Origin of the sequence: Rhodococcus sp. 21391, assembly GCF_016772255.1 — a bacterium.
GTDB classification, from domain to species: Bacteria; Actinomycetota; Actinomycetes; order Mycobacteriales; family Mycobacteriaceae; genus Rhodococcus_F; species Rhodococcus_F opacus.
In genome coordinates, this window is the sequence record NZ_CP063781.1 from 4,355,499 (window position 1) to 4,368,361 (window position 12,863).

Consider the following 12,863-nt stretch of genomic DNA (forward strand, 5'->3'; position numbering starts at 1 on the left):
CTCCTCGGTCCAGAACGCGCGGCCTCCGCGCCGAAACATCGCTCGCTACACTCGCTGGCTTCATGCATGCACTCCCGCCATGAGCGTGGACTGATGCGGGTCGAACGGACAGCCACCCTGCTCGAAGTGTGCAAGGTATTCGTCGCGGAAGTACTTGATGGAGGACATGATCGGACTGGCCGCACCGTCACCGAGAGCGCAGAACGACTTGCCGAGGATGTTGTCGGCGATGTCGAGCAGCTTCTCCAGATCGGCGTCGGTCCCCTCCCCTCGCTCGAGCCGCTCCAGGATCTGCACCAGCCAATAGGTGCCTTCCCGGCAGGGCGTGCACTTGCCGCACGACTCGTGCGCATAGAACTCGGTCCAGCGGAGCACGGCACGCACCACGCACGTGGTCTCGTCGAAGATCTGCAAGGCCTTGGTGCCCAGCATCGATCCGGCGGCGCCGACACCCTCGTAGTCGAGGGCGACGTCGAGATGCTCGTCGGTGAAGATCGGTGTCGAGGAACCGCCCGGGGTCCAGAACTTCAATCGGTGCCCTGCGCGGACTCCACCCGCGTACTCGAGCAACTCCCGCAGGGAGATTCCGAGCGGGGCCTCGTACTGTCCGGGCTTCGTCACGTGCCCGGACAGGGAGTACAGGGTGAAGCCGGGCGACTTCTCGCTGCCCATCGACCGGAACCACTCGATGCCGTTCACGATGATCGGCGGGACGCTCGCAATCGACTCGACGTTGTTGACGACGGTCGGTGACGCGTAGAGACCGGCCACCGCGGGGAACGGCGGACGCAACCGAGGCTGGCCGCGGCGACCCTCCAGCGAATCGAGCAGCGCCGTCTCCTCGCCGCAGATGTACGCCCCTGCACCCGCATGCACGACCAGTTCGAGGTCGAAACCGGTGCCCAGGATGTTCTTGCCGAGGTAGCCCGCCGCATACGCCTCCGCGACCGCGGCGTGCAGCCGGCGCAGCACCGGCACCACCTCGCCGCGCACATAGATGAAGGCGTGCCCGGCGCGGATCGCGTACGCCGCGATGATGACGCCCTCGACGAGCGCGTGCGGCGTGGCCAGCAGGAGCGGCATGTCCTTGCAGGTGCCCGGTTCGGACTCGTCCGCGTTGACCACGAGGTAGTGCGGCTTGTCGTCGCCCTGCGGGATGAACGACCACTTCATCCCGGTCGGGAACCCGGCACCACCGCGACCGCGCAGTCCGGCCTCCTTGACCGTCGAAATGACCTCGTCCGGCTCCATGCGCAGCGCCTTCTGCAGGCCCTCGTACCCGTCGTGGCGACGGTACGTGTCGAGGGTCCAGGACTCGGGCTCGTCCCAGTAGCGGCTGAGGACAGGGGTCAGCGGCATGTCAGTCTCCCTTTCGACCCGGGTCGGTGGCCGCCGGATCCGTCTCTGAGGTGGACCGATCCGGAGGGACCGTCGCGGACGGGGCAGGCGACGGCTGGTCCTTCGCCGATTCCTCCGCGACCGGCTCGGTGTCCCGCGACGGCGGCTCCGGGATCAGCGACGTCTCCGCGGGATCCGGCGCCGCCATGCCCCGTTCGTGCGCCACGCGCAGGCCGGCCAGTGTGGCGTCACCCGCGGTACCGCCCTCCGCCAGCGCACCGGGACGCTCGTCGGGGAACCCGGCGAGAATGCGGGCGGTCTCCCGGAACGTGCACAGCGTCGCGCCGCGACTCGGCGACACCCGCTCACCAGAACGCAGGGAATCGACGAGTGAGCGAGCCGACTCCGGGGTCTGGTTGTCGAAGAACTCCCAGTTGACCATCACCACCGGGGCGTAATCGCACGCCGCATTGCACTCGATGTGCTCCAGCGTGACCTTGCCGTCCGCGGACGTGCCCCCGTGCGGCAGGTCGAGGTGGTCCTCCAGGGCGGCGAGGATCGCGTCGCCGCCCATGATCGCGCACAACGTGTTGGTGCACACTCCGACGTAGTAGTCGCCCGTCGGGTCGCGCCGGTACATCGAGTAGAAGGTGGCCACCGCGGCCACCTCGGCGCCGGTCAATCCGAGCCGGCCGGCACAGAACTCGATTCCCGCCGGCGTGATGCACCCGTCCTCCGCCTGCACCAGATGCAGCAGCGGTAGCAGCGCGGAACGCGAATTCGGGTAACGCGCGACGACGACGTCGGCATCGGCGTCCAGCCGCGCACGGACCTCCGGCGGATACTCCTCACGCGCACCCGGCCGCACCAGCAGCCCGTGCTCCTCCGGCCGGGGCCCGAACTCGATGAAGACTTGTGCGCTTTGGCTCGCTGCGCTCGCGGGTGCCTGGGCTTGGTCGTGCGCTCTTCCCTCGATACTCACTCGCTGCGCTCCCTCGCTCCTCGGTCCAGACCACACGGCCCAGACACCGAGCTCCTTGGCAGGGGCCTCATCGGTCCACGCCCCCCATCACCGGATCGATGCTCGCGACCGCCGCAATGACATCCGCAACCATGCCGCCCTCACACGTGGCCGCCACCGACTGCAGGTTCGTGAACGACGGATCCCGGAAATGCACCCGGTACGGGCGGGTGCCGCCATCGCTCACCATGTGCACACCGAGCTCACCCCGCGGCGACTCCACCGCCACATACACCTGACCCGGCGGCACCCGGAAACCCTCCGTCACCAACTTGAAGTGATGGATCAGCGACTCCATCGACGAATCCATGATCTCGCGGACGTGCCCGGGCGAATTGCCCAGACCGTCGGGGCCCAATGTCAGATCCGCCGGCCACGCGATCTTCTTGTCCTCCGCCATGATCGGGCCCGGCCGCAACTTGTCGAGGCACTGCTCGACGATCTTCAGCGACTCCTTCATCTCGTCGACCCGGATCAGGTAGCGGCCATACGCGTCACACCCCGTGTCGGTGCTGACGTCGAACTCGTAATTCTCGTAACCGCAATACGGCTGCGACTTGCGCAGATCGTGCGGCAGACCCGTCGCACGCAGCATCGGACCCGTGATGCCGAGCGCCATGCACCCCGTGAGGTCGAGATACCCGATGCCCTGCGTACGCCCCTTCCAGATGCGGTTGTCGTTGAGAAGATTCTCCATGTCCCGCAGCCGTTCCGGCATCAACGTGAGCAACTCGCGCACCTTCTCCACGGCACCCTCCGGCAGGTCCTGCGACAAACCGCCCGGCCGGATGTACGCGTGATTCATGCGCAGTCCCGTGATCATCTCGAACACGTCCAGAACCAGCTCGCGTTCCCGGAAACCGAACAGCATCGCCGTGACCGCCCCCAACTCCATACCACCCGTGGCCAACGCCACCAGATGCGAGGAGATGCGGTTGAGCTCCATCAACATGACCCGGATGACGCTCGCCCGCTCCGGCACCTGATCCGTGATGTCGAGCAACTTCTCCACACCGAGGCAATACGCCGTCTCGTTGAAGAACGGCGACAGGTAATCCATCCGCGTCACGAACGTCACGCCCTGCGTCCACGTCCGGTACTCGAGGTTCTTCTCGATCCCCGTATGCAGGTAACCGATACCGCACCGGGCCTCCGTGACCGTCTCACCCTCGATCTCCAAGATGAGCCGCAACACCCCGTGCGTCGACGGATGCTGCGGACCCATATTGACGACGATCCGCTCCTCGGCGCCCTCGAAACCCGCATCACCCGACGACGCCTTCACCGCATCGACGACCTCGTCCCAGTCCTGACCGGCGACAGTGAAAACCGTGTCCTCGCTCATCAGTTGTACCCCCGCCGCTCGTCGGGCGGCGCGATCTCCGCGCCCTTGTACTCGACGGGAATGCCGCCGAGCGGATAGTCCTTCCGCTGCGGATGACCCGGCCAGTCATCCGGCATCTCGATCCGGGTCAACGACGGATGGCCATCGAACACGATCCCGAAGAAGTCGTACGTCTCCCGCTCGTGCCAATCGTTCGTCGGATACACCTCGTACAACGACGGGATGTGCGGATCCGCATCCGGTGCCGCAACCTCCAGACGAATCCGACGATTGTGCGTGATCGACAACAACGGATACACCGCATGCAACTCCCGGCCCGCATCCTGCGGGAAATGCACACCATTCACACCCAGACACATCTCGAACCGCAGATCCGGCTCATCACGCAACGCCCGCGCCACCAACGGCAAAAACTCCCGCCGCACACCGAACGTCACCTCACCCCGAAACACCACAACCGACTCGATCGCCACCTCGAACCCCACACCCGAGTCCGCCAACGCCGCCCCCAGCCCATCCGCGACCTCGTCGAAATATCCGCCATACGGCCGCGGCGTACTCCCCGGCAACAACACCGGACGCACCAACCGCCCATACCCCGACGTATCCCCACTACCCCGCACCCCGAACAGCCCCTTGCGCACACCGATCTGTTCTGGGACACGGCTCGCGGGGACATGGCTCGCTTCGCTCGCGGGCGTCTGGGCTTCTACGTCCGGCCTTCCCTCGTCACTCACTCGCTACGCTCCCTCGCTCCTCAGTCCAGACCGCACGGCCCAGACGCCGGATCTCGGTTCCTCGACCTGGCTCAGCCCACCGATCCACGCCACTCATCTCAGAAGGCCCTTCATCTGGATGGTGGGGGTGGCGGCCAGCGCCGCCTGCTCCGCCGCCCGCGCCACCTCCTCGCGATGAACGCCGAGCGGCATCTGCTGGATCTTCTCGTGCAGGGTGAGGATCGCGTTCAGCAGCATCTCGGGCCTCGGCGGGCACCCCGGCAGATAGATGTCCACCGGCACGATGTGGTCGACGCCCTGCACGATCGCGTAGTTGTTGAACATGCCGCCCGACGACGCGCAGACGCCCATCGCCAGCACCCACTTCGGCTCGACCATCTGGTCGTAGATCTGCCGCAGCACCGGTGCCATCTTCTGGCTCACCCGGCCGGCCACGATCATCAGGTCCGCCTGCCGCGGCGACGCCCGGAATGCCTCCATGCCGAAACGGGCGATGTCGAAGCGTCCGCCTGCGGTCGCCATCATCTCGATCGCGCAACAGGCGAGCCCGAAACTCGCCGGCCACAGCGAGCCCTTGCGGACGTAACCCGCAAGCCCTTCGACCGTGGTCAGCAGGAAGCCGCTCGGCAGCTTCTCCTCGATGCCCATATCCGACTCTTCTCTTCCGACTTAGCTTTTGGATCGCTGACGGGACCGATCAGTCCCAACTGAGACCGCCGCGCCGCCACTCGTACGCGTAGGCGACGGAGACGTTGAAGATGAACAGGGCCATGGCCCCGAGACCGAAGAAACCGAGAGCATCGAAATGAACAGCCCACGGATAGAGGAAGACGATCTCGATGTCGAAGATGATGAAGAGCATGGCCGTCAGGTAGTACTTCACCGGGATGCGGCCCGCACCCAGAGGCGAGAGTGTCGGCTCGATGCCGCACTCGTAGGCGTCGAGCTTGGCACGGTTGTAGCGCCTCGGACCGACGATCCTCGCCACGATCACGGAGAAGACCGCGAACGCGACCGCAATCGCCCCGAGCACGAGGATCGGCACGTAGACATTCAATCCGTCTCAGCTCCCCTCTTTCCCGAGCCTGTCCGCCCGATTCCCGGACGGTCGTTTCCGAAGCTACGCTCTTGTGAGTTATGCCACAGCGTACAAGGGAAGTCGTCGAGCCCGGTCGATTTGACCGTGCGAGTTCCAGGCGATCTCGAAGTACGGAAAACCCCTGCGGCACAGGCGCTCGATGCACCTTCACGCGGCGGAAATCGGAGTCAGGAGAGCCTAAGCTGAGCGGCGGGTGCGCAGCAGCGCTATGACCGCTTCGGACAACCGGATCGGGTCGAGCGGATGCGGCACCGCGGCCTCGGCCCGCGACCAAGTGGCCAGCCAGGCGTCGTCGGGGCGCCCGGTCAGAACCAGGATCGGGGGGCAGTCGTCGATCTCGTCCTTCAACTGCTTCGCGATCCCCATCCCGCCCGCGGGCACCGCCTCCCCGTCCAGAACGGCCAGGTCGACACCGCCGGCATCCATCTGCCGGATCACCACGGGCGCGGTCGCCACCTCGACGTACTCCAACTCCGGAAGGTCGGGGTGTGGACGCGTCCCCAGCGCCAGCACAACCTTCTGGCGGGTGTTCGCATCGTCGCTGTAGACGAGGACACGCAACCGATCAGGACGGCTGGTGTGGGCGGTCGCGTCGGTCACGGACACGATGCTACCGGTCCCCCGCTCTCCAGACCTGCGGCTCGCGACGATCGAAAAACGGCGCGTCGAAATCGAATTGGTTCGCCGGCGGCCGGAACTGCTCGGCTACAGCCGCTCGGCGATGGCGAGCGCCGTCGAGCCGAGCTTCGGCAGGCGGAGGTCGGCGATGGGGGTCAGCATGTTGCCGAGCCGGTTGGTGACGAAGGCGATCGACAGCCCGCTGTCGGCGTCGGCGAACGCGCCCGACCCACCCAAGCCGTAGTGCCCGAAGGTATTCGACGGCTGCCTGCGGCGTGCCACCATTCCCGCGTGGTAGCCGAGCCGCCAGTTCATCTGTATGCCCAGGACGTAGTCGCGGGCCGTCGTCTGCACCTGGCTCAGTTGCGCCACGACGTCCGGCGGGAGGAACTCCACACCGCCGACGGTTCCGCCGTTCGCCAGCGCCCCGTACATCCGCGCCAGCGCGCGGGCACTGAACACGCCGTTCCATCCCGGCATCACGCTGTCGTGGATCGCGGGGTTGCGGACGAGGGCATCGAAACCCGCGGGCATCCCCGCGTCGGCGACGTTGCGCAGACCGGGCAGCCGCGACATCGCGAACGACGTGGCTCCCCACGGAACGCCGAACGGGTTGATGTGCGGGAAGGTCCTCGCGATCCGGGCACGCTCGGCCGGCGGCACCTCGTACCAGAACTCCTTCACCCCGAGCGGTTCGGCGACCTCGGTGCGCACCAGTTCGGTGAAGGGTTTCCCGGCCGCGCGGGACGTCAGTTCGGCGACGAGCGAACCGAACGTCACCGCGTGATATCCGGGGACCTTCAGCCGCCGCTGATCCGGGGTCGCCGCGGCCAGTGCGGCACTGACCAGCGAATGGTCCATCAGACTCAGCGGTCCGGGCACGAGCCCACGAACCCGGTGCAGTCCGGCGCGGTGCGACAGCAGTTCGCGCACCGTGATCTCGTCCTTGCCCTCGGCGGCGAACTCGGGCCAGTACTGCGCCACCGGCGTGTCGTAGTCGATGATCCCGCGTCCCGCGAGCCGGTGCAGCACCGTGGACGCGACGCCCTTGCCCGTGGAGAACGTGAGGGTGACGGTGTCGTCCTGCCAGAACGTATCGCGGCTGGCCCATCCCGCCCACACGTCGACGACCGGTTCACCGTGGAGATAGACGGCCAGCGCGCCGCCGCCCTGGCTGCTGTCGTGGAAGAGTCGGAAGAACTGGTCGACGAGCATCCCGAAGCGACGGTCCGCGAGCATTCCGGCGGGCGGCCGTGCCCTGTGGCCCGTCAACGGCCACGGCGTCGTGGTCGTCATAACGACTTCCCTCGATCGTCTTTCACGTCAGCGACATGTGTATTTAACTTACTCTTTACACACGGAAGAACACTATCGGCACCGCTTCAGGGCCTGCGTGATCGCTTCGTGGCCATACCGCAACGGGAAAGAGTGTCCGGGTGCCGGGTAGGTGACCCGGCGCTGATCATTTCGGCTCCAGCGAGTGGAAGTAATCCGACCTGACCTCGACGTCCTCGACGAGACGCGTGGTGGTCTGGACACCCAGTGAATGCTCCTTCAACAGGTCGCACAGCCGGTCGCCGTCGATCAGGTCGATCGGCGGCGCCCCGTCCCTCTTGGACTCCGTGCGGGCGTCACCGGTGAACGTTCCGGTGGTGATGAGCAGGCCCTTCTCGCCGCGGCCCGCCATCGCGCCGCGGAAATCGCGCACCGCGCCGGCCCCGACGCTGCCGCTGTAGCGCTTGCACTGGAAGAACACGGGGAAACTGAGCAACGACAACTGGTACACCCCGAGCCCCTCGATGTCCCCGTCACCGCCGCGACCGGTGACGGACGCGCTCGAGAATCCGGCCTCCCGCAGCAACCGCTGGGTCAGCCGCTCGAACGCGGGCGGCGACATCTTCAGGACCGTGTCGAGCAGGAGGTCCTTCCAGTCCGCGTCGTTCTCGGCCTCGGCGATGTTGGCATCCGGTTCGTCGTTGCGGCGGGACGCGGCCTTCGCCGATTTGCGGGCGGCATTCTTCTTGCGGTTCTCGGCGGAGAACTCGGCGTGCAGGGGGCGGATCTCACTCTCGGCGACCTCGCGGCCCTTCTCCGTCACACTCCACACCCCGCGCCGGCTGTTCGTGAGCAGACCCATCCCCTTGAGGTAGGTGCGGGCCCACGCCAACCGGTACTCGATCTCGGTGCTGGGACCGTCACCGTGCAGCACACCCTGCACGTCGGACGAAAGCCCTTCTCGCTCAACGACTGCACTGTCGAGCTCCTCGTTGGACGCCGACCCACCGAGAGCAATGGCAGCCTGAAGCGCTGGCCAGAGGAGGTCGACGTACTGAGGAACGTGAACAGTCATGGCCACAAGCATGCCGGAATCCACCCGGCACTCCGCACACGGACCCCGATCCGATCATCCCGGGGCGAGCCGAGCTTCCGCACGGTTCTCGAGCTGCGCCCGGTAGATCGTCTTCCCCGATCGGCGCACGATGAGATAGGCGAGCCCGACGGCGATCATTCCCGGCACCAGCACACCGACGCTGCCCGTCATCTCCGCGACCATCAGCATGACCGCGAGAGGAGCGCGGGCGATGCTCCCGAAGCAGGCCATCATGCCGACGATGACGAAGGGCGCCGGATTGTCGGGGACGCCCGGGGCAAACGGTTCCAGCAGTCGCCACACCGCTGCGCCGGTGAACGCCCCGATCACCATTCCCGGGCCGAAGATGCCGCCGGATCCCCCCGAGCCGATGGACAGCGACGTCGCGAGGATCTTCGCGAACGGCAACAGCAGCACCACCCACAGCGGGATCGCCGTGAGGTCGGCGCGGGCCATCGACTGCTGGATCCAGCCGTAACCGCTGCCCAGCACCTCCGGCAACACGAGCGCCATCAGTCCGACGAGCAGCCCGCCGACCGCCGGTTTGACGATCCGGCTGCCGGGCAGACGGTGGGTGAGATCGACGGCCGTGTAGAACGTCCCGCTGTACAGCAATCCGATCAGGCCGCCGAGCACACCGATGAGCGCGAACCACACCAGCTGGACCGGGGTGTCGAAGACGTAGTCCTGAGCGGCGTACCCGAACAGCGGCCCGAATCCGAGGAAGCTGCCGAACACCGTGTAGCTGACGATCGACGTGACCAGCGCCGGCACAAGCACCTCGAAATCGAAGTCTTCCTTGTAGGGAATCGTGCAGCACAACACCGCGCCGCCGAGCGGGGCGCCGAAGATCGCGCCGATACCGGAGCCGATCCCGATCGCCACGGCGATTCGGCCGTCCCGTGGGGACAGGTCCAGCCTGCGGGCGAGCAGCGATCCGAAACCCGCCGAGATCTGCGCGGTGGGTCCCTCGCGACCGCCGGATCCGCCGGACCCGATCGTGATGGCGGACGCGACCAGCTTCACGAGGACGACGCGGACGCGGATCATGCGGGGGTCCCGGTGAACGGCGTCGATCGCCGCGTCGGTGCCGTGCCCCTCGGCCTCCGGTGCCAGCGTGAACACGATGATGCCCGACACCAGACCACCCAGGCACACCACGAGCGGGATTGCCCACGGTCTCGTGAACTCCCGGCTGCCGACCGCCCCACCGTCACCCGCCGCGGTCGGCGGGTGGTAACCCCCGATGCCGACGATCAGCAGTTGCGTCGCCTCCGACAGCGCGACGTAGAACACGACCGCTCCGAGCCCGGCGACGATCCCGATCACGACGCCGAGAACCAGCCATTTGCGGGTGTAACCCGAAGTCCGGATCCAGTTTCCGGCTGACGTCCCGATCGACCGCAGAGCCCTCGACCCGGGCGCCACCCGGATCACTCCAGCTTTCCGAAGACCGTCCGACCCTCCAGGATCGTGGCGAGCACCTCGAGACCCGCGATGTCGTCGGGATCCACCAGAAGCGGGTTGGCCGACAACACGACGAGATCGGCGTGCATACCGGGGACGATCGCCCCGATGGCGTCCTCGCTCCGGAGGTGCCACGCCGAGTTGATCGTCTCCGCCCGCAGGGCATCCGGGACGGAGATCCGTTCCTCGGGAGCGAGCACACGTCCCGATCGGGTGCGGCGGGTGACGGCGTCGGCGATGTTGCGCAGCGGGTTGGTCGGGGTGACCGGGCCGTCGTTGTGGAACGAGATCCGCTGGCCCGCTTTGATCGCGGAACCGGCAGCCGCCCAGCGTGCTCCGCGCTCGGGACCGAACAGGTCGTCGACGAGCACGTCGCCCCAGTAGTAGAGGTGGTCGACGAAAAGGCTGCACGTGACGCCGAGTTCGGTCGCTCGGCGGAACTGGTCCGGGGTCATCGCCCCGACGTGCTCGAGCCGGAGTCGGTGGTCTTCGCGTGGCGAGTCGGCGAGCATCCGCTCCCACGCGTCGAGGACCAGGGTGACCGCGGCGTCACCGTTGGCATGGCAGGAGATCTGCCAGCCGTTCTCGAAATACGGCTTGCTGATCTCGAGAATCTCGTCCTCGGTGTAATTGGCCTCGCCACGCGTTCCGGCGAGGCCGAGCGATCGAGTGACGTCGGTGTCGAGGTACGGAAAGCTGGTGGCCGCATTGCCCACCCACGGCGACCCGTCCGACCAGATCTTGATGCCCACCTGGCGCAGCAGGTCGTTGCCGACTCCGGGTGAGACTTCGGAGGTGCGCTCCGGGTTGGACATCTCGTACAACCGCAGTCGGGTGGTGAGAGCGCCGGACCGGGCGAACGCCGTCAGGGCGCTCCGGAACCGTGGGTCGAATGCCATCTCACTGGCGGTGGTGATGCCCGCCGCGTTCATCCGCGCGCATTCCGCGGCGAGGAGCTCCGGGAGCCGGGTGGTCGCGCCCGCGAGGATCGAGGCTGCCACCGCCATCACCGCGGGCGCCTCGAACGCCGAACCGTCCAGTTCACCCGACTTGTCACGACCGAAACTGCCGCCCTCCGGGTCCGGCGTGTCCTTGGTCAATCCGGATTCCCGCGCGGCGACGTCGTTGAAGTAGGCCACGTGGCCGGTGTTGTGCAGGATCACCAGGGACGTATCGGGAGCGACGGAATTGAGCCAGTCACGGGTCGGCTCGGGCAGCCCTTTCTGCAGCAGTGGGTCCCAGCCGTTGAGCACGGCGCCGTCGGGGTGTTCGTCGACGGCGCGGCGGACGGCGTCGACCACCTCCCCCGCGTCGGCGATGGTCACCGGCCTGATGTCCACGACCGGTTCACCGAGCAACACCGCGGAGTTCAGCGGGTGGCCGTGCGCCTCGATGAATCCCGGGAGTATGCATGCGCGGTGCACGTCGACCGTGATCGTTGCCGGTCCGATCAGCGGAAACACCGCGGCGTCGCTGCCGACAGCGGCGATCCGCCCGTCGCGCACCGCGACCGCCCGAGCGCGTGGCGCGGCGTCGTTCATGGTGACCACGTCACCGAAAAGCACCAGATCGGCAGCTTGTGCGTCGTTCGTGCCCATCAGTGCACCCTCCCGTCAGACCGGGCACGGGCGAGGGCCCACGCGCCGGCAGCGAGTGTCGACTGTGACTTCAGATTACAACTACACAGCAGGCCATATGCAGGAATAGTGCGTAACCAAGATCAGTTGCAGACAGGCATGACCGAAACACCGCTGCCCGTCGACGGCCTCTTCGAGCCGTTCGCCGTCAAATCCCTCCAGCTGCGGAACCGCTTCGCAATGGCGCCCATGACCAGGGCTTTCTCCCCCGGCGGCATTCCCGGGGACGATGTCGCGGCCTACTACCGGCGGCGTGCGGCGGGCGGCGTCGGACTCGTCATCACCGAGGGGACGTACATCCCCGACCCGGCCGCCGGATCTCACACCCGGGTGCCGCGGCTCTACGGACCGGACAGCCTCGCCGGCTGGAAGTCGGTCGTGGACGCCGTCCACGACGAGGGCGGGCAGATCATCCCGCAGCTCTGGCACCTGGGCGTCGAACGCGGCCCGCAGCCCCGCCTGAATCCTGACGTGACCACCGCCAGCCCGTCCGGAATCGCTCTGGACGGGACCCGCCTGGGACGCGAATTCACCGAATCCGATCTCGACGCGCTGCGCGAGTCGTGGGTCGCGGCCGCCGTCAACGCACGCGACGTGGGCTTCGACGGCATCGAACTCCACGGGGCCCACGGCTACCTGCTCGACCAGTTCCTGTGGGACCGCACGAATGTCCGCACCGACGGCTACGGCGGATCCGCCCTGGCCCGCACCCGGTTCCCCGCCGAAGTGGTCGCAGCGATCCGCGAGGCCGTCGGCGAGGACTTCGCGATCGTCTACCGCTTCAGCCAGTGGAAGTCGAACCACTACGACTCCCGGATAGCACAATCCCCCGACGAACTCGCGGCCGTGCTCGCACCCCTCGTCGCCGCCGGTGTCGACGTGCTGCACCCCTCCACCCGCAGGCACTGGGAACCGGCGTTCGCCGAGCTGGCCGGTGAGGACGGGGAACTGGGCCTGGCCGGCTGGACCAAACGGCTGACCGGACTACCCACCATCACGGTCGGTTCGGTGGGCCTCGACGACGTGTTCACGACGGCCTTCACCTCGGACGGCGCGTCGAACACCGCCGGTATCGACCGCCTGCTCCGGCAGTACGAGAACGGCGAGTTCGACCTCGTGGCCGTCGGTCGCGCGCTGCTGTCCGATCCCGAGTGGGTGCTCAAACTCCGCGACGGCAGGACCGCCGAGCACATCCCGTACAGCAACGAGCACCGGACGGTCCTGCACTGA

At 67.2% G+C, this 12,863-nt stretch carries 12 protein-coding genes; 1 reads left to right on the forward strand and 11 read right to left on the reverse strand.

What is annotated here, in order from left to right; genetic code table 11:
• Window positions 1–60: 60 nt before the first annotated feature.
• The 11 genes from nuoF to GO592_RS20255 all read right to left on the reverse strand — a co-directional run bounded on the left by nuoF (window position 61) and on the right by GO592_RS20255 (window position 11,594).
• Entirely contained in the window at window positions 61–1,359 is a 1,299-nt protein-coding gene (gene nuoF / locus GO592_RS20205; RefSeq protein ID WP_007300243.1) for an NADH-quinone oxidoreductase subunit NuoF, read from the reverse strand.
• A 1-nt stretch (window position 1,360) separates the two neighbouring features.
• A complete protein-coding gene (gene nuoE / locus GO592_RS20210; RefSeq protein WP_007300242.1) occupies window positions 1,361–2,320 on the reverse strand; it encodes an NADH-quinone oxidoreductase subunit NuoE in 960 nt (319 codons plus the stop codon).
• Between the two features lie 67 nt (window positions 2,321–2,387).
• Window positions 2,388–3,704 carry an NADH dehydrogenase (quinone) subunit D gene (gene nuoD / locus GO592_RS20215; protein ID WP_007300241.1) on the reverse strand — a complete coding sequence of 439 codons (1,317 nt, stop codon included), beginning with the start codon at window positions 3,702–3,704 and terminating at the stop codon, window positions 2,388–2,390.
• The gene (locus GO592_RS20220; protein ID WP_039952729.1) at window positions 3,704–4,441 is read right to left on the reverse strand and encodes an NADH-quinone oxidoreductase subunit C; all 738 of its coding nucleotides are present in this window, start codon (window positions 4,439–4,441) and stop codon (window positions 3,704–3,706) included. The genes nuoD and GO592_RS20220 overlap by 1 nt, the downstream gene beginning before the upstream one ends.
• 93 nt (window positions 4,442–4,534) lie before the next feature.
• Window positions 4,535–5,089 carry a NuoB/complex I 20 kDa subunit family protein gene (locus GO592_RS20225; RefSeq protein WP_005239105.1) on the reverse strand — a complete coding sequence of 185 codons (555 nt, stop codon included), beginning with the start codon at window positions 5,087–5,089 and terminating at the stop codon, window positions 4,535–4,537.
• A gap of 49 nt (window positions 5,090–5,138) precedes the next feature.
• Complete coding sequence (locus GO592_RS20230) at window positions 5,139–5,498, reverse strand: NADH-quinone oxidoreductase subunit A (protein WP_005239104.1); 360 nt, start codon at window positions 5,496–5,498, stop codon at window positions 5,139–5,141.
• 219 nt (window positions 5,499–5,717) lie between these two features.
• Complete coding sequence (locus tag GO592_RS20235; RefSeq protein WP_037202955.1) at window positions 5,718–6,140, reverse strand: Rv3143 family two-component system response regulator; 423 nt, start codon at window positions 6,138–6,140, stop codon at window positions 5,718–5,720.
• Window positions 6,141–6,245: 105 nt separating this feature from the next.
• Window positions 6,246–7,454, reverse strand: a complete 1,209-nt coding sequence (locus tag GO592_RS20240; RefSeq protein WP_007300240.1) for a serine hydrolase domain-containing protein — start codon at window positions 7,452–7,454, stop codon at window positions 6,246–6,248.
• 166 nt (window positions 7,455–7,620) lie between these two features.
• The gene (locus GO592_RS20245) at window positions 7,621–8,520 is read right to left on the reverse strand and encodes a restriction endonuclease (protein ID WP_005253670.1); all 900 of its coding nucleotides are present in this window, start codon (window positions 8,518–8,520) and stop codon (window positions 7,621–7,623) included.
• Window positions 8,521–8,562: 42 nt separating this feature from the next.
• The gene (locus tag GO592_RS20250) at window positions 8,563–9,966 is read right to left on the reverse strand and encodes a chloride channel protein (RefSeq protein ID WP_005574808.1); all 1,404 of its coding nucleotides are present in this window, start codon (window positions 9,964–9,966) and stop codon (window positions 8,563–8,565) included.
• On the reverse strand, window positions 9,963–11,594 hold the full coding sequence (locus tag GO592_RS20255) for an amidohydrolase (protein WP_007300239.1): 1,632 nt from the start codon (window positions 11,592–11,594) through the stop codon (window positions 9,963–9,965). The genes GO592_RS20250 and GO592_RS20255 overlap by 4 nt, the downstream gene beginning before the upstream one ends.
• Window positions 11,595–11,732: 138 nt before the next feature.
• On the opposite strand from GO592_RS20255, the gene GO592_RS20260 reads away from it, so the two are divergent.
• Complete coding sequence (locus GO592_RS20260; protein ID WP_007300238.1) at window positions 11,733–12,863, forward strand: NADH:flavin oxidoreductase; 1,131 nt, start codon at window positions 11,733–11,735, stop codon at window positions 12,861–12,863.